The organism is Roseicyclus marinus, assembly GCF_036322625.1.
GTDB classification, from domain to species: Bacteria; Pseudomonadota; Alphaproteobacteria; order Rhodobacterales; family Rhodobacteraceae; genus Roseicyclus; species Roseicyclus marinus_A.
Genome location: NZ_AP027266.1, coordinates 673,150 through 691,079, shown reverse-complemented (window position 1 = coordinate 691,079; position 17,930 = coordinate 673,150). Strand labels below are relative to the sequence as shown.

At 65.9% G+C, this 17,930-nt stretch carries 14 protein-coding genes; 11 read left to right on the top strand and 3 right to left on the bottom strand.

The window, feature by feature from the left end:
• The first annotated feature begins 131 nt into the window (after window positions 1-131).
• Complete coding sequence (locus AABA51_RS03370; protein WP_338274406.1) at window positions 132-1,775, top strand: CTP synthase; 1,644 nt, start codon at window positions 132-134, stop codon at window positions 1,773-1,775.
• A gap of 18 nt (window positions 1,776-1,793) precedes the next feature.
• On the opposite strand, the gene AABA51_RS03365 is transcribed toward AABA51_RS03370, so the two are convergent.
• The 3 genes from AABA51_RS03365 to AABA51_RS03355 all read right to left on the bottom strand — a co-directional run bounded on the left by AABA51_RS03365 (window position 1,794) and on the right by AABA51_RS03355 (window position 5,252).
• Entirely contained in the window at window positions 1,794-3,191 is a 1,398-nt protein-coding gene (locus AABA51_RS03365) for a class I SAM-dependent methyltransferase (RefSeq protein WP_338274404.1), read from the bottom strand.
• 139 nt (window positions 3,192-3,330) lie between these two features.
• Window positions 3,331-4,545 carry a DegT/DnrJ/EryC1/StrS family aminotransferase gene (locus AABA51_RS03360; protein ID WP_338274402.1) on the bottom strand — a complete coding sequence of 405 codons (1,215 nt, stop codon included), beginning with the start codon at window positions 4,543-4,545 and terminating at the stop codon, window positions 3,331-3,333.
• Between the two features lie 41 nt (window positions 4,546-4,586).
• Complete coding sequence (locus tag AABA51_RS03355; protein WP_338274400.1) at window positions 4,587-5,252, bottom strand: HAD-IA family hydrolase; 666 nt, start codon at window positions 5,250-5,252, stop codon at window positions 4,587-4,589.
• 158 nt (window positions 5,253-5,410) lie between these two features.
• On the opposite strand from AABA51_RS03355, the gene glmU reads away from it, so the two are divergent.
• The 10 genes from glmU to AABA51_RS03305 all read left to right on the top strand — a co-directional run bounded on the left by glmU (window position 5,411) and on the right by AABA51_RS03305 (window position 17,928).
• Window positions 5,411-6,778, top strand: coding sequence for a bifunctional UDP-N-acetylglucosamine diphosphorylase/glucosamine-1-phosphate N-acetyltransferase GlmU (gene glmU / locus AABA51_RS03350; protein ID WP_338274398.1), 1,368 nt, complete (start codon window positions 5,411-5,413; stop codon window positions 6,776-6,778).
• Window positions 6,779-6,782: 4 nt separating this feature from the next.
• On the top strand, window positions 6,783-8,591 hold the full coding sequence (gene glmS / locus AABA51_RS03345; protein WP_338274396.1) for a glutamine--fructose-6-phosphate transaminase (isomerizing): 1,809 nt from the start codon (window positions 6,783-6,785) through the stop codon (window positions 8,589-8,591).
• Window positions 8,588-9,184 carry a GNAT family N-acetyltransferase gene (locus AABA51_RS03340; RefSeq protein ID WP_338274394.1) on the top strand — a complete coding sequence of 199 codons (597 nt, stop codon included), beginning with the start codon at window positions 8,588-8,590 and terminating at the stop codon, window positions 9,182-9,184. Before glmS ends, AABA51_RS03340 begins: the two co-directional genes overlap by 4 nt.
• Window positions 9,181-9,864 (top strand): DNA alkylation repair protein, encoded by a 684-nt coding sequence (locus AABA51_RS03335; protein WP_338274392.1) that lies wholly within the window; start codon window positions 9,181-9,183, stop codon window positions 9,862-9,864. The genes AABA51_RS03340 and AABA51_RS03335 overlap by 4 nt, the downstream gene beginning before the upstream one ends.
• A 270-nt stretch (window positions 9,865-10,134) precedes the next feature.
• Window positions 10,135-10,779: an SDR family NAD(P)-dependent oxidoreductase gene (locus AABA51_RS03330; protein WP_338274390.1), complete on the top strand. Its 645-nt coding sequence runs from the start codon at window positions 10,135-10,137 to the stop codon at window positions 10,777-10,779.
• A gap of 143 nt (window positions 10,780-10,922) precedes the next feature.
• Complete coding sequence (locus AABA51_RS03325) at window positions 10,923-12,161, top strand: aspartate kinase (protein ID WP_338274388.1); 1,239 nt, start codon at window positions 10,923-10,925, stop codon at window positions 12,159-12,161.
• A gap of 119 nt (window positions 12,162-12,280) precedes the next feature.
• On the top strand, window positions 12,281-12,508 hold the full coding sequence (locus tag AABA51_RS03320) for a hypothetical protein (protein WP_338274387.1): 228 nt from the start codon (window positions 12,281-12,283) through the stop codon (window positions 12,506-12,508).
• A gap of 117 nt (window positions 12,509-12,625) precedes the next feature.
• Window positions 12,626-14,869, top strand: coding sequence for a phosphoenolpyruvate--protein phosphotransferase (ptsP, locus tag AABA51_RS03315; RefSeq protein ID WP_338274385.1), 2,244 nt, complete (start codon window positions 12,626-12,628; stop codon window positions 14,867-14,869).
• 97 nt (window positions 14,870-14,966) lie between these two features.
• Complete coding sequence (locus AABA51_RS03310) at window positions 14,967-16,238, top strand: SulP family inorganic anion transporter (protein ID WP_338274383.1); 1,272 nt, start codon at window positions 14,967-14,969, stop codon at window positions 16,236-16,238.
• A 76-nt stretch (window positions 16,239-16,314) separates the two neighbouring features.
• Entirely contained in the window at window positions 16,315-17,928 is a 1,614-nt protein-coding gene (locus AABA51_RS03305) for a GMC family oxidoreductase (protein ID WP_338274381.1), read from the top strand.
• The last annotated feature ends 2 nt before the right edge of the window (window positions 17,929-17,930 follow it).

Here is a 17,930-nt window from a genome sequence, read left to right as displayed (position 1 = left end):
CTCACAGGATGTAGCGGTTCGGCTTGCAGCACCGGGCCGAATCCGGTTATTCTCAAATCCCGTGGTATTGGGATTGGCAGACAGGGTTGCGGACGCATCGCAGCCCCACCCGACGCGGGAGAGCTTTCGACATGGCGCGCTATATTTTCATCACCGGCGGTGTGGTCTCCTCGCTTGGCAAGGGTTTGGCCTCGGCGGCGCTGGGCGCGCTGTTGCAGGCACGCGGCTTCACCGTCCGCCTGCGCAAGCTCGACCCCTATCTCAACGTCGATCCCGGCACGATGTCGCCCTTCGAACATGGCGAGGTTTTCGTGACCGATGACGGTGCGGAAACCGATCTCGACCTTGGCCATTACGAACGCTTCACCGGCGTCGCGGCCCGCATGACGGATTCGGTCTCCTCGGGCCGAATCTATTCCAACGTGCTCGAGAAAGAGCGGCGCGGCGATTACCTCGGCAAAACGATCCAGGTGATTCCCCACGTCACCAACGAGATCAAGGATTTCCTCCGCATCGGCGAGGACGAGGTCGATTTCATGCTCTGCGAGATCGGCGGCACCGTCGGCGACATCGAGGGCCTGCCGTTTTTCGAAGCGATCCGCCAGTTCGGCCAGGAAAAGCCGCGCGGCCAATGCATCTTCATGCACCTGACGCTTCTGCCCTTCATCAAGGCCTCGGGCGAGCTGAAAACCAAGCCCACGCAGCATTCGGTCAAGGAACTCCGCTCCATCGGCATCGCGCCCGACATCCTCGTCTGCCGCTCCGAAGGACCGATCCCCGCCAAGGAACGCGAGAAACTCGCGCTTTTCTGCAATGTCCGCCCCGATGCCGTCATCGCGGCCCAGGACCTCGCCTCGATCTACGAGGCCCCGCTCGCCTATCACCGCGAAGGGCTGGACCAGGCCGTCCTCGACGCCTTCCAGATCAGCCCCGCGCCCAAGCCCGACCTCTCGATCTGGGAAGATGTGGCCGACCGCATCCACAACCCCGAGGGCGAGGTGCGGGTTGCCATCGTGGGCAAATACACCCAGCTCGAAGATGCCTACAAATCCATCGCCGAGGCGCTGACGCATGGCGGCATGGCCAACCGCGTCAAGGTCAAGGCCGAATGGATCGACGCCGAGATCTTCGAACGCGAGGACCCGGCGCCGTATCTCGAAGGCTTCGACGCGATCCTCGTGCCCGGCGGCTTCGGCGAACGCGGCACCGAGGGCAAGATCAAGGCCGCCGAATTCGCCCGCACGCGCAAGGTGCCCTATCTGGGGATCTGTCTGGGCATGCAGATGGCCGTGATCGAAGCGGCCCGCAACCTCGCGAGCCTGGGCGATGCAGGCTCCGAGGAATTCGACCACGAGGCCGGGAAAAAGCGGTTCACGCCGGTCGTCTACCACCTCAAGGAATGGGTGCAGGGCAACCACAAGGTCAAGCGCAAGCTGACGGACGCCAAGGGCGGCACGATGCGGCTCGGGGCCTATGACGCCGTGCTGAAAGAAGGCTCCAAGGTGGCCGAGGTCTATGGATCGCTCGCCATCGAGGAACGCCACCGCCACCGCTACGAGGTCGACATCAAGTATCGCGAGGCCTTGGAGGCGCAGGGCCTGTGCTTTTCCGGCATGTCCCCCGATGGCCGCCTGCCCGAGATCGTCGAGGTCGAGGATCACCCCTGGTTCATCGGCGTCCAGTTCCACCCGGAACTGAAATCCAAACCCTTCGCGCCCCACCCGCTGTTCCGCGACTTCGTGCGCGCCGCCAAGGAAAATTCCCGTCTGGTCTGAAGGGCCTCAGGGGTCCGATCACATCATGCGACAGACAAGTGCCGCGACATCCGTTCCGGCACCGGGCAGCTCTCGTTCTATCTGAAGGTGCTCCAGTTTCAGGCCATTGACGGATAATTCGTCAATCAGGTCCTGCAAAGTGCCGTGACCGACCTGGTCCACGATCTTGCGCCGGTCCGAATTCCACAGATCGAGACTTGCCGGCTTCAAGTCGAGCGTAGCCACGAAATGACCGCCCTTGGGCAGCAACAAGCCCATATGGGCAAAGATCCGTCGCCTGATCTTGGCCGGTACATGTTCTATCACGCTGATCGAATAGATGGCGTCAAGCGCGGTGGGAAAGTCCACGGCCTCGAAGCTCTGGTTGAAAGACACGATCCGTGGGTCGAGCGCCGCATAATCGAGAAAACCCCACTCGGTAAGGGTGGCGTCGGGCTTCACTTCGACCGTTCGTTCGCTCCTGTCGACGGTCGCGACAACATTCCCACGCTGCGCCAACATCAACGGGATGGGGGATACGCCAGCCCCGAAATCAGCACAGGACCGCGTCTCCAGCTCGGCGAGCGTCTTGAGAACCCATGGGTATTCGAAAAGCCGTGGCGCGTGGCTGCTGAAGAAACCGAGCTTTTCGCGCGACACGTCGATGACGGGTTCGAGGGGTAGATCAGGAAAACGATTGCGATAGGCGCTGTAGTGACGGGGTGGGCTATCGACCGATGTCGAGGGTCTGGCGGACTTGGGCTTGAGCGCCGGTGCAACCGGTCGCAGCGTGTCGTCCCTTCGTTCGAGAATGGCGCGCGCCTGGGCACGGAAAATTTCGCCCGGGAAAAGATACAGATACCGTTCAGGGAAACCCTTGACCCAATCGGGGATTTTCCGCCCTTCCGGCGGCAAGGTGAACCCGAACGGCTCGCGTTCCAGATTGACCTTCCGCGCGCGCCCGGCCTTTTCAAGGTCCCTGTTTTCCGCGTTGACATAATTCGAGACGAGAACCCAAGCAAAATCGGACGACGCGACATTCGCCAAAAGGTCGAAAATATTGGCGAAAGGCAGGTGGAGCAGGAGATCTCGGCACATCAGAAGATCGGCCGAAGGCAAAGGATCAGTGGTAACGTCCGCAACGAAAAAACGACGTTTTTCGCCTGCGAAACGCTCCACGTTGCGCGCGATCAAGGCGTCGGCGATATCCAGCCCGGTATAGGTCGCATCCCCCAGATCAACCTTGCTCATCCAGTTGAAATCGCCACAAGGCGCATCCACGATCGAGCTTATTCGAAGGTCCCGCAAAAGCGTTTCGAGCTGAGGACGCAGCCCGTGCGTATAGGAAACCGTTGATCCTGACCCGGAAACTGTTTCTGAACCACCTCCCGGCCAGACAATTCCTTCGAAGACCGATTTCAGACCACCTTGCGACATCGTTACTGTTTTCCTGGTACACGGGATACAAAGGGCCGCAACATTTGCTACGGACCGACACTCCGAAAGGGAACATCTTTATTCTGCTGCACGTATTTCTGGCCAACCACGCGCAAGACGAAGCGGATATCCTGGCGCTTCAACATGACAAAACCGCATCCCGACTTGCCCCCATGACCTCGTCCCGGATGATCGACCCGATCAGCCGCACATCGGCCTCCGAGAATGTCAGCGGCAGGCGCATGTCGATCAGCCCCGCAAGGATCGCATCGGTCCTGGGCAGCCGTTGCGGCGGCGCATAACGCCAGCTGTCATAGCGCGAGGTAAAGGCGACAGGCTCCGCCGCCCCGAACCATTTCAGCTCCACCCCCCGCGCGCCACAGGCCGCGACCAGCGCGCGGACCGCCTCGCCCGACCATCCCGGCAACAGGAACTGAAAGGACGACCCGACGATGCTTTCCTGTGGCGGGCGCTCGATCAGCCGCACACCGGGCAGATTGCGCAACCCTTCCTCCAGCGTCCGGTAAAGCGCGTTCCACCGCGCCACCTGCGCGGGCAGGTCCGCGAGTTGCGGGCGCAGGATCGCGGCCCGCAGATGATCCATCCGCCCGGACACATTGGGCGTTTCGTATTTCACCGTCTCGAAATGATCGACCGATGGCCCCGCACCATGCCGCCCGAACAGCATGTAGGAGCCTGACAGCATGATGGCCCGCGCCATCACCTCCGCATCATCCGACACGAGCAACCCGCCCTCGCCCGAATTCATGTGCTTGTAGGTCTGGGTCGAATAGCAGCCGATCACCCCGTGCCGCCCCGACGGCACACCGCGCCACGCCGCCCCCATCGTATGGGCGCAATCCTCGATCACCTGCAGACCATGGGCACGCGCCACCTCCATCAGCCGATCCATGTCGCAGATATGCCCGCGCATATGGCTCAGAAGCAGCACCTTGGCCCCGGTCGCATCCGCCTTTGCGGCCAGATCGTCGATGTCGATGGTCAGGGCTTGCGTCGTCTCGACGAAAACGGGCTCCGCCCCGACGCTCGCAATCGCCCCCGGCACCGGTGCAAGCGTGAAGCCGTTCGACAGAACCCGGTCGCCATGGCCCACGCCCAAAGCCCTCAGCGCGCAGCCCATCGCATAGCCGCCCGAGGCGACGGCCAGGGCATATTTCGCCCCCGTATAGGCCGCGAATTCGCGCTCCAGCGCCGAAACCTCGCCCTCTTCCGCGCCGATCAGGTTGTAGCGATGCAACCGCCCCGAGCGCAGCACGGCGACGGCAGCCTCGATCGCCGCCTCGGGGATCGGCTCTTGCTGGGTGAACTTGCCTGTGAAAACCGGTTTTTCCATAGTGCGAGAATTGGCGGGCACGGCCGCGTCGTCAATGCCCGTCACGGGATCAACCGGTCGATGATCGCATCAAGCCCGTCGTAATGCTCGATCAGCGCCTCGGGCTCCAGATCGGCCACCGCCCGCCCCGTCGGCCCGAAGGTGACCAGCGCGCAGGGCCGCCCGGCGGCGCGCGCCGTCTCGCGGTCCGTCACCGTATCCCCGATCAGGATCGAGCGCTCCACCACGCCCCCCGCGCGGATCACCGCCTCGCGCAGCGGCGCGGGATCGGGTTTGCGCACCGGCAGCGTATCGGCCCCGATCAGCGCCGCGAATTCCCCGCGCACCCCCAGACGGGTCAACAGCGTCTCGGCCAGCCCCTCGGGCTTGTTGGTGCAGATGCCAACGGCCACGCCCCGCGCCTTCAACCGCCCGACCGCCTCCATCGCGCCGGGATAGAGCATCGTGTGGGTGTCGATCGCCTCGCCATAGGCTTCCAGCAGCAGCGGATAGCCCGCCTCGACCATCGCGCCGCCATCCTCGAGCGCCATCCGTTCGGCCGCCAGCCGCAGCATCGCCCGCCCGCCGCGCAGCGCCACGCCGTCATCCTCCCCCATGACCAGTTGCGGGGCATGGCCCATCCTCCCGAGCGCGGCATTGGCCGCCGCGATCAGATCGCCCGCCGTATCCGCCAGCGTTCCGTCGAGGTCGAAAATCACGCAGCGCATGGGTAGCCTTTCGTTAAGGTTTCGGCCGTTTCGTTAAGATCTCGGCAAGTTTCTGCCCCCGTTTGTAACAGGGCGTTAAGCAAAGTGAAGCAGCCCAGCCTTGCGCGGGAACCGCCCATGGGTAAAACGGGCGCAAGCAAGAGAAAGCAGGCAGACCCATGTCCGAACCGCAGGCCACACGGCCCATCGCCCTCATCATTCTTGCTGCCGGACAAGGCACGCGGATGAACTCGGACCTGCCCAAGCCGCTTCACAAGCTGGGGGGCATGCCGCTCATCGCCCATGCGCTTTTCGCGGGCGCCACGCTCGAGCCGTCGCGCATCGTCGTGATCACCGGCCACGGCGCCGAAGCCGTCGAAAAAGCCGTCGAAGACCTCATGCCATTTGCCACCTGCGCCCGGCAGGAACCGCAGCTGGGCACTGGCCATGCCGTCCTGCAAGCCGCTGATGCGCTTGCAGATTTCGAGGGCGACGCCATCGTCCTCTATGCCGATACGCCGTTCATTCGCCCCGAAACGCTGGCCGCGATGCAGGCCGCGCGCGCCGCGCATGACATCGTGGTCCTGGGCTTCCGCGCCGCCGATCCGGGCCGCTACGGACGCCTGATCCTCGACGGCGACCGGCTCGAGCGCATCGTCGAGGCCAAGGATGCCACGCCCGCCGAACTGGCTGTCGACACCTGCAATTCCGGCCTTCTGGCCGCCGACGCCCAAACGCTCCTGCGCCTTTTGTCCAGGGTCACCAACGACAATGCGGCGGGCGAATACTACCTGACCGACCTGCCCGCGCTCGCCCGGGCCGAAGGCCTCAGCGCCACCGCCATCCTCTGCCCCGAGGCGGAAACGCTCGGCATCAATTCCCGCCCCGAACTCGCCGCCGCCGAAACCACGTTCCAGACAAACAAGCGCTTGGAAATGCTGGACAATGGCGTCGCCATGCAGGCCCCCGACACGGTGTTTTTCGCGCTGGACACATGGGTCGGCCGCGATGCCGAGATCGAACCGAACGTCGTCTTCGGCCCCGGCGTCACGGTCGAATCCGGCGCGCAGATCCGTGCCTTTTCCCATCTCGAAGGCTGCCATGTCAGCGCAGGCGCGGTGATCGGCCCCTATGCCCGCCTGCGTCCCGGCGCCGAGATCGGCAATGACGCGCGCATCGGCAATTTCGTCGAGGTGAAAGAGGCCCAGATCGGCGACGGGGCCAAGGTCAACCACCTGACCTATATCGGCGACGCGACCGTGGGCGAGCGCAGCAACATCGGCGCGGGCACCGTCACCTGCAACTACGATGGCGTGATGAAGCACCGCACCATCATCGGGCGTGACACCTTCATCGGGTCCGACACGATGCTGGTCGCCCCCGTCACGCTGGGCGACCGCGCGATGACGGCTTCGGGCTCGGTCATCACCGAGGATGTGCCCCCCGGCGCGCTGGCGCTGGGACGGGCGAAACAGGTCAACAAGCCGGGGCTCGCCGTCAAGCTGATGGACCGGCTGCGCGCGATCAAGGCGGCAAGGAAAGGCTAGACCCATGTGCGGCATCGTCGGCATTCTCGGCACCCACGAGGTCGCCCCCCTGATCCTCGAGGCGCTCAAGCGTCTGGAATATCGCGGGTATGACAGCGCGGGCATCGCCACGCTCGACGGTGGCGATCTCGACCGCCGCCGCGCGGTTGGCAAGCTCATCAACCTGTCCGACCGGCTGGTCCATGACCCCTTGCCCGGCAAGACCGGCATCGGCCACACCCGCTGGGCCACCCATGGCGCGCCGACCGAGGCAAACGCCCATCCCCACCAGAAAGGCCCGGTCGCGGTGGTCCATAACGGGATCATCGAGAATTACCGCGCGCTCCGCGCCGAGCTCTCCGGCTCGAATTTCGAGAGCGAGACGGATACCGAAACCGTCGCTCATCTCTGCGCCCATTACATGGCAGAAGGCCTGCCCCCGCGTGACGCGGCACTGGCGACCATTGCGCGCCTCGAAGGCGCTTTCGCGCTCTGCTTTCTCTTCGAGGGCGAGGACGACCTGATCGTCGCCGCCCGCAAGGGATCGCCCTTGGCCATCGGCCATGGCGAGGGCGAGATGTTCGTGGGCTCGGATGCCATCGCGCTGGCCCCGCTCACCGACCGGATCACCTATCTGGAGGAAGGGGACCACGCCTTCGTCACCCGCTCAGGCGTCGAGATCCTCGATGAAAACCAAGCTCCGGTGACCCGCGCCGAGACGCGGATCGAGGCGCGCGCCGCCGTGATCGACAAGGCCGGCTACAAGCATTTCATGGCCAAGGAGATCCACGAACAGCCCGTGGTCTTCACCGAGGCCTTGGGCCGCTACGCGCCGGGCGCCGCCCCGGTCTTTCCCGAAGCGCTGGATTTCACCCGCTTCGACCGGATCGTGTTGGTCGCCTGCGGCACCGGCTATTATTCCTGCCTGACCGCGAAATACTGGTTCGAACAGGTGGCTGGCCTGCCCTGCGAGGTCGATGTCGCCTCCGAATTCCGCTACCGCGAACCGCCTGTCGCCCCGCGCACGCTGGCCTTGTTCGTCAGCCAATCGGGCGAAACCGCCGACACGCTCGCCGCCCTGCGCTACATGCGCGGGCGTGCCGATCTGGTGGCGAGCCTCGTGAATGTCGGCACCTCCTCCATCGCGCGGGAAAGCGATGTGGCGCTGGCGATCATGGCTGGCGTCGAGGTTTCCGTCGCCTCGACCAAGGCCTATGTGAACCAGCTGGGCGTTCTGGCGCTTCTGGCGCTCCATGCCGCGGGCCAACGCGGCGTGATGACCCCGGCCGAGCTGTCCGCCGAGATCGAGGCGCTGCGCCATCTCCCCGAACAGATGCGCCATGTCCTTGCGCTCGAACCCCGGATCGCGGCCATCGCCACCCGTCTGGCCGAGGCGAAATCGGCCCTCTTCCTCGGGCGGGGCGTCATGTATGCCACGGCGCTCGAGGCGGCGCTGAAACTCAAGGAATTGAGCTACATCCATGCCGAGGCCTATGCCTCGGGCGAGCTGAAACATGGTCCCATCGCGCTCATCGACCGCAGCCTGCCGGTCCTGGTCTTTGCCCCCCATGACGCGCTTTTCGACAAGACCGTCTCGAACATGCAAGAGGTGATGGCGCGCGGCGGACAGGTCACGCTCGTGACCGATGCCGCAGGCGCTGCCACGGCATCCGAAGGCACGGCCGCCGTTCTCACCCTGCCCTCCGCCGGGCGGCTGACGGCGCCCATGCTCTACGCGATCCCGGCCCAGCTGCTGGCCTATCACACCGCCATCGCCAAGGGCACGGACGTGGACCAGCCCCGCAACCTCGCCAAATCCGTGACGGTGGAATGACCCGCCTCGGCCCGCCGGATCTGAGCCTGACCGGGCGACATGTCCGCCTGGTGCCGCTCTCTTCCGACCATGCGACAGCCCTTGCGGAGGCAGTCAGGGCCGGCGGGCTCCACGAGCTCTGGTACACCTTCGTTCCGCCGCCCGAAGGGATGGTGGCCGAGATCGACCGCCGCCTGAGCTTGCGGGACAGGGGCGAGATAATCCCCTTCACCCTCCTCGACGCGACCGGCGCGCCGATCGGTATGACCACCTACATGCATATCGACCACGCCGCCCCAAGGGTCGAGATCGGCTCGACCTGGCTTGTCCCATCCGCGCAGCGCGGACCCGTCAACACCGAAGCCAAGCGCCTGATGCTCGGGCAGGCTTTCGACGTCTGGGGCTGTCTGGCGGTCGAGTTCCGCACCCACCGCCTGAACCAGCAATCGCGCCGCGCCATCGAACGGCTGGGCGCGCAGCTCGACGGTATCCTGCGCGCGCATCTCAGGATGCCCAATGGCACGATCCGCGACACGGCGGTCTATTCGATCACCGCCAGTGATTGGCCCAGCGTGCGCACCCATCTGGACTGGCAGATCGCGCGGCCCCGATGACCCCGACGGATGCAATCGCCACGCTTCGCGCCCATGGCGACCCGGCCCGCGCCGCCGAGATGACCGCCTATCACAAGCAGAGCCGGGAGACCCTTGGCCTGTCGAACGCGCTGACCGGCGAACTGGCCGAGGGGTGGCGCAAATCCCTCGACCAAAGGGGCCTTGTCGCGCTGGCCCAGGGCCTCTGGGCCAGCGACATCTTCGAGGCGCGGATCGCGGCGGGCAAACTTTTCATCCAGGCAAGGATGCGCCCAGATGATAGTCTTGCATGGGAATGCATCGCGGGGTTCGTGCCCGATTTCGACAGCTGGGCCATTGCCGATGCCGTGGCGCAAGGGGGCCAGAAGCGCCTCGTCCAAGACCCGGCCCGCCTCGACGACCTCGAAAGCTGGGTCACGCGCGATCATATGTGGACGCGCCGCGCGGCCCTTGTCTTTTCCCTGCCCTTCACGAAATCCCGCCATCCCAACGTGACCGAACAGGCCGCCCGCACCCGTATCCTCGCATGGTGCGAAACCCTTGCACCGGACCCCGAATGGTTCATCCAGAAAGCCATTGCCTGGTGGCTGCGCGAGCTGTCGAAACGCGACCCTGCGCGGGTCAGGGACTGGCTCGCCACCCATGGCGTCCCCCTCAAATCCTTCGCCCGCCGCGAAGCCGCCCGCCACCTGCCCGATTGACCCCAAATCAAGTTTAGAGCGCATCGCGTTCATCCGCATTCACGCGCCGCTCTCTATTCTTTTGAATTCGCATGTCCGGGGAGCGCAAAACCGGTTCCCACTTTTGCGCGACATGCTCCAAAGGCCCCTTCATCTTGGCCGAAAAACTCCGGGGGAGGCGCGCAAGGCGCGACGGGGGCAGAGCCCCCTTCTTGCCGCGCCCCAAAGCAGGACCCTTGCATTTCATGCCAGCCCCGTTACCCCCGGTGCGCAAGTGACGGGGGAAAGACCATGCATGTTCTGATCACGGGTGCGGGCCGCGGCATCGGCAAGGGCCTCGCCGACGCCTATCGCAGCGCAGGCGCCGAGGTGACGGCAACCGCGCGCGGTGCCGAACCGCCCGCCCGCCTCGACGTGGCCGACCCTGCCTCGGTCGCGGATTTCGCCAAGCGCATGGACTGCCGCGCCATCGATCTCCTGATCTGCAATGCAGGGATCTATCCCGACAAGGGCCAGGGGCTCGAGGAGGGCTTCGCCCCCGCGCTCTGGGCCGAAACCTTCGCGGTGAACGTGACCGGTGTTTTCCTGACCATCCAGGCGCTCCTGCCCAACCTGTCCCTCGCCCAGACCCCGAAAATCGCCATCATCGGCAGCCAGATGGGATCGAACACCCGCGCGCCGGGCGGCAGCTACATCTACCGCGCCTCGAAATCCGCCGTGCTGAACCTGGGGCGCAACCTCGCCGTCGATCTCAAACCGCGCAAGATCGCGGTGGGCATCTACCACCCCGGCTGGGTGCAGACCGACATGGGCGGCACGACAGCCGAGATCACGACCGCCGAGGCGGTATCGGGCCTGATGGCGCGCTTTGCCGAGCTCGATCTTGCGCGGACCGGCTGTTTCGAAACCTGGGACGGACGCGACCATCCGCTCTGATCCCGGACGGCGTGCCGGGTGCTGCCGCGCTCCGTTGCATATTTGAGGAAAGATGAAGGGCAGGCGTCCTCCGCGTCCCGCCCGCTCTTGCAGGCGGGCAGATGCCGTCTTATGACGCGCGGCGTCTGGCAAAGGGACGGGTCATGTCCATTCTGGTGATGAAATTCGGCGGGACCTCCGTCGCCACGCTCGACCGCATCCGCCGCGCCGCCAAGCGCGTCGGCCGCGAGGTCGCCAACGGCCATGACGTGATCGTCATCGTCTCGGCGATGGCGGGCGAGACCAACAAGCTCGTGGGCTTCGTCGAGGAGACCTCGCCGCTCTATGATGCGCGGGAATACGACGCCGTCGTCTCGGCGGGCGAGAACGTGACCGCCGGGCTCATGGCGCTGACCCTGCAGGAAATGGATGTGCCCGCGCGCAGCTGGCAGGGGTGGCAGGTGCCGCTGATCACCACCTCGGCCCATGCGGCAGCCCGGATCGAGGAAATCCCGACCGAGAACATCCTCAAGAAATTCGGCGAAGGCATGAAGGTCGCGGTGATCGCGGGCTTTCAGGGCATCAGCCGCGAGGGGCGGATCACGACGCTGGGCCGCGGCGGGTCGGACACGAGCGCAGTCGCCTTTGCCGCCGCCTTCGACGCGGTGCGCTGTGACATCTACACCGATGTGGACGGGGTCTACACGACCGATCCCCGCATCACCTCCAAGGCGCGCAAGCTTGACCGCATCGCCTTCGAGGAGATGCTGGAGCTTGCCTCGCTGGGGGCCAAGGTCTTGCAGACGCGCTCGGTCGAACTGGCGATGCGCTACAATGTGAAGCTGCGCGTTCTGAGCAGTTTCGAGGAAATGTCGGATGACGCGGGCACGCTCGTCTGTGCCGAGGAGGATATCGTGGAAAGCAATGTCGTGGCCGGTGTGGCCTATTCCCGCGACGAGGCAAAGATGACGCTGCAAGGCGTCGCCGACCGCCCCGGCATCGCCGCCGCCATTTTCGGCCCCCTGGCCGAGGCCGGCGTCAATGTCGACATGATCGTGCAGAACATCTCGGATGGCGGCACGACGGACATGACCTTTTCCTGCCCGGTGAACGAGGTGAAGCGCGCCGAGAAGGCGATGGCCGATGCCAAGGCCGCCGGCGCGATCGATTTCGCGGGGCTCGTGGCCGATACCGATGTCTGCAAGGTCTCGATCGTGGGCATCGGCATGCGCAGCCATGCGGGCGTGGCGGCCAAGATGTTCCAGACCCTGCGCGACGAAGGGATCAACATCAAGGTGATCACCACCTCCGAGATCAAGGTCTCGGTGCTGATCGACCGCAAGTACCTGGAACTGGCGGTGCAGGCGCTGCACGATGCCTTCGGACTGGACCGGGCGGCCTGAGGGCAGCGGGGCTTGCATCCAGCGCAATGCTGCATTGCAGCATCTGGCCTAACCGAGCCGGTCGCCGCGCCCTATTCTCTGTCGGGACACGAACCTGAACCTTTCCGACAGAGGCCATCATGGCAACCCAGACCCTTTCCCCGTTTTCCGCCCCGCATTCCGTGCTCGCGCAGGTCGGCGGCGTTCTCGCTGCCTTCGCCCGCGCCTTTGCCCTGGCCAAGAATGCCGAGGCGCGCTTTGACGAGATCCAGGCGCTGCAGGCGCTGTCCGATGCCGAACTGGCGCGTCGCGGCATCGCGCGCGACAACATCGTGCGCCACGTCTATGCCGATCTGCTGAACGACTGATCGGGAAATTGCGCGCATCGGGGACACCAATCCCGTTGCGCGCCCCCGCCCCCCCGCGCTATCCCTGATCCCCGGAACAAGGGGCGGCCCATCGCAGGTCGCCCGTGGGCGAGGGTGATGCCACAAGGGACCGAAACCGAAAGCCGCAAGCTGCTGAGCCGCTTGCAGGCCGTCATGGCGGATGCCAGCGCCGGGCAGGAACGGCTCGACCGCATCACGCGCCTGATCGCGGATTCGATGGGCACCGAGGTCTGCTCCATCTACCTTTTGCGCGATGCCGACACGCTGGAGCTTTGCGCCACCCAGGGCCTTGCGCCCGAGGCCGTGCATGTCACCCGCATGCGCATCGGTGAGGGCCTCGTGGGTCGCGTCGCCCGCGCCGCCCAACCGATCAACACCGCCAATGCGCCCGCCGAACGCGGTTTCCGCTACATGCCCGAGACGGGCGAGGAGCGCTATTCCAGCTTCCTTGGTGTGCCGATCCAGCGTCTGGGCGAACGTCTGGGCGTTCTGGTCGTGCAATCCAAGGATGCGCGCGAATATTCCGACGACGAGGTCTATGCCCTCGAGGTCGTCGCCATGGTTCTGGCCGAGATGACCGAGCTTGGCGCCTTCATCGGCGAAGGTGCAGCCCTTGCCGAGCGTCACAAAAGCCAGGCGATGTTCCGTGGCGCCTGCGCGCAGGAAGGCACGGCCATGGGCCATGTCTGGCTGCATGAACCCCGCGTGGTCGTGACCCGCCCCGTGGCCGACGATCCCGATGCGGAGCTGGCCCGCCTGCGCGCCGCCGTAGACCAGCTGCGGCTCGACATCGACGACATGCTGACCCGCGCGCCGCTGGCCGATGGCGAACAGCGCGAAGTGCTCGAAGCCTACCGGATGTTCGCCCATTCGCGCGGCTGGATGCGCCGCATGGAAGAGGACATCGCCCGTGGCCTGTCGGCCGAAGCTGCGGTGGAAAAGGAACAATCGACCGCGCGGGCGCGGATGGAAACGGTCGCCGACGCCTATCTGCGCGACCGGCTGCACGATCTTGACGACCTGTCCAACCGGCTCTTGCGGCGACTGACGGGACAGGGAAAGGACACCGGGGCCGAATTGCCCGCCGACCCGGTTCTGGTCGCCCGCAACATCGGGCCCGCCGAGCTTCTGGATTACGGGCGGCGTCTGCGCGGCGTGGTGCTGGAGGAAGGATCGGTCGGCAGCCATGCGGCCATCGTCGCCCGCGCGCTGGCCATCCCGCTCGTGATCCACGCCCGCCCCATCCTGACCGAGGCATTGAACGGCGATGCGATCCTTGTCGACGGGGATCAGGGCATCGTCCACCTGCGCCCCGAGGAAAACGTCGCTGCAGCCTTCCGCGACAAGCTTGCCATGCAGGCCGAGGCGCAGGAGCGTTACGCCTCGATCCGCGACAAACCGGCCGAGGCGCTGTGCGGCACGGTGATCTCGCTCCAGATGAACGCAGGGCTGATGGCCGATCTGCCCTCGCTGCCGTCGTCGGGGGCCGAAGGCGTGGGGCTGTTCCGGACCGAGCTGCAATTCCTGACCCGCAACAAGGTGCCGCGCCGGGGCGAACTGGCCGCGCTGTATTCCCGCGTGATGGATGCGGCGGGGGAAAAGCGCGTGGTGTTCCGCACGCTCGACATCGGCTCGGACAAGGTCCTGCCCTACATGAAGCCGACCGAGGAACCGAACCCAGCGCTCGGCTGGCGCGCGATCCGGGTGGGGCTGGACAAACCCGGCGTCATGCGGATGCAGCTGCAGGCGCTGATCCGCGCGGCCAATGGCAGGCCCTTGTCGGTGATGTTCCCCTTTGTCGCGCAGCTCGAGGAATACACGCAGGCGCGCGATCACCTGTTGCGGGAGATGGACCGCGAGGCGGCACTGGGCCATGTCCTGCCCGAGACGCTGCAAATCGGCGCGATGCTGGAAACCCCGAGCCTCGCCTTTGCGCCGCGCCGGTTCTTCGAGGAATGCGATTTCATCTCGATCGGCGGCAATGACCTGAAACAATTCTTCTTTGCCGCCGACCGCGAGAATGAACGCGTGCGCCGCCGTTACGATACGCTGAACGTCAGCTTCCTGACCTTTCTCGAACAGATCGTGCATCGCTGCGGCGACACCGATACGCCGCTCAGTTTCTGTGGCGAGGATGCGGGCCGCCCGGTCGAAGCGCTGTGTTTCGCCGCCATCGGCCTGCGCACGCTGTCGATGCGGCCTGCCTCCATCGGGCCGGTCAAGTCGTTGATCCGCCGCGTCGACCTGCGCGAGGCGCGGGCGGTGATCAACGAGGCGCGCGCCAGCGGTGCGCAATCGGTGCGCCCAGCCGTGATGGAATGGCTCAAGCGTCAGGGTTGAGCACCCCCTTGCAGCCGCCCCCGACGCGGCGCAAGGATGTGCCGCGGATGCGACTGCCGGGGGACGGCCCCGGACCGGCGTCCACTGAACGTGCCCCATGCTGACGCCCAAGATCATTACCACGCTCCCCCAGAGCACGCCCAAAAGCGTGCTGGCCGATCTTGTCGCGGGTGTGACCGTGGCCATGGTCGCCCTGCCGCTCAGCCTTGCCATCGCCATCGCCTCGGGCGCGGCCCCGGAAACGGGACTGGTGACGGCCATCGTCGCGGGTTTCCTGATCTCGGCGCTTGGGGGCAGCCGGGTTCAGATCGGGGGGCCGACCGGGGCCTTCATCGTGGTTGTGCATGGCGTCATCGCCACCCATGGGTTCGACGGTCTGGTGCTGGCGACCCTGATGGCTGGCGTCATCTTGGTGATCGGTGGGCTGCTCAAGGCCGGAAACCTGATGCGGCTGGTGCCCGAACCCGTGATCAACGGCTTCACCATCGGCATCGCGGCGATCATCGCGCTTAGCCAGTTGCCCGATGCAATGGGCATCACGCTTCCCGCAGGCACGCCCGCCGATGCGCTCGAGCGCATCCCCGCGATCTGGGAGGCGCGCGCGAGCTTTGACTGGCCCAGCTTTGCCATCGGTCTTGGCGCGATCCTCGGCATCATTGCGCTGCGCCGCCTGTTCCCGCGCTTTCCGGGCCTGATCGTGGCGGTGGGCGTGGTCTCGGCAGCGGTGGCGATCCTGTCCCTGCCGGTCGACACGCTTGGCTCGCGCTTCGGGATGTTGCCCGACCGCCTGCCCCTGCCCCGCCTGCCCGAGATCACGCTAGCGCGGCTGATCGACCTTTTGCCCTCGGCGCTCATCATCGCCTTTCTGGCGGGGATCGAATCCCTGCTTTCGGCCATGGTCGCGGATAGGATGGTCGCCGGAAACCACCGCCCCAATGCCGAGATCATGGCGCAGGGCGTGGCCAATGTCGGTTCGGCGCTGATGGGCGGCCTGCCCGCCACGGGGGCCATCGCACGCACCGCGACCAATGTGCGCGCAGGCGGACGGACGCCGCTTGCAGGCATTTTCCACGCGCTGGTGATCCTTGCCGTGATGATGCTGGCCGCCCCCCTTGCGGGCTATCTGGCCATGCCGGCGCTGGCGGGGCTTTTGCTGGTGACGGCCTGGAACATGTCCGAACCCCAGCATTGGCGCGGCTACCTGACGACGGGTCGCGTGTCGGACCGGCTCTTGCTTCTATTGACCATGACGCTCACCGTTCTGGCCGATCTGACCGTGGCCATCGGGGTGGGTGTGGCGCTTGGCCTCGCGCTCAGGCTGGCCCGCCGCGATGTGCCGCCCGCGGACTGGACGCCGCCCGACCGGTAGAGGTAGACCGGGGCCGGGACTGGTGTGGGGAATGGTGGGCAGGATTGCCCACCCTACGGGGGCTACGGGGGCGGGCATGATCACGCAGGATTTCGGCGAGTGGGACGTGGTGATCGTCGGCGCGGGCTCGGCGGGCTGCGTGTTGGCCAATCGCCTGTCCGCAAATCCCAAATGCCGTGTCCTGCTGCTCGAAGCGGGGGGCAGCGACAACCGTCTCTGGGTGCATGTGCCGGTGGGCTATCTTTACGCCATGGGCGACCCCAGCCTTGACTGGTGCCTCAAGACCGAGGCCGAGCCGGGCCTGAACGGGCGCAGCCTGAATTACCCGCGCGGCAAGGTTCTGGGCGGCTGTTCCTCGATCAACGGCATGATCTACATGCGCGGCCAGGCGCGCGACTACGACCTGTGGCGGCAGATGGGCAATACCGGCTGGGGCTGGGACGACGTGCTGCCCTATTTCAAACGCTCCGAGGCCTATCACGGCGGCACGGACGAGGCGCATGGCGACAGCGGCGAATTGCGCGTCGAACGCCAACGCCTGAGCTGGCCGATCCTCGACGCCGTGGCCGAAGCCGCGGGCGAGCTGGGCATTCCCCGCACCCCGGATTTCAACCGCGGCGACAACGAGGGTGCCGGCTATTTCGAGGTCAACCAGAAACGCGGCCTGCGCTGGAACGCGCGCAAGGCCTTTCTCGATCCGGTGCGCCGTCGCCCCAACCTGCGCATCGTGACCGGGGCCGAGGTGCTCTGCCTGTCGCTCGACGGCAAGCGGGCGACAGGCGTGATCTTTCGGCAAGATGGCGCGGCCCATCACGCGCGCTCAGGCGGCGAGGTGGTGCTTGCGGCCGGGGCCATCGGCACGCCCAAGATCCTGGAGCTGTCGGGGATCGGGCGGCCCGACATCCTGCGCCCCCTGGGGATCGCGCCCATCCACGACAGCCCCGGCGTGGGCGAGAACCTTGCCGATCACCTCCAGATCCGCACGATTTTCCGCATCAAGGGCGCCCGGACGCTCAACGATTACTACGCAAGCGCGTTCGGCAAGCTGAAGATCGGCCTCGATTACGCGCTCAAACGCTCGGGCCCCCTGGCCATGGCGCCGTCGCAACTGGGGATCTTCACCCGGTCCTCGCCGGAGCACGAGACCCCCAATATCGAATACCATGTCCAGCCGCTCTCGCTCGACGCCTTCGGCCAGCCGCTCCATGATTTCCCCGCGCTGACCGTGTCGGTCTGCAACCTGCGCCCCGAAAGCCGCGGCGCGGTGCATGTCACCTCGCCCGATCCCAGGGCCGCGCCCGCGATCCGGCCCAATTACCTGTCGGCCGCTGCCGACCAGCGGGTGGCGGTCGATTCGATCCGCCATGCGCGCGCCCTGATGGCGACACGGCGCATGGCCGAATTCGCGCCGGTCGAGATCAAGCCGGGGCCGCAGGTGGATGGCGAAGCGGAGCTCTTGAAAGCTGCGGGCGATATCGCCACGACGATCTTTCACCCCGTCTCCACCGCGCGGATGGGACCGGATCCGGGGGCGGTGGTCAGCCCCGATCTGACCGTGAACGGGATCGGCGGGTTGTCCATCGCCGATGCCTCGGTCATGCCGTCCATTCCCAGCGGCAACACCCATGCGCCCGTGACGATGATCGCGGAAAAAGCGGCCGAGATGATCGCGGCAAGGCTGCGCGCCTGACG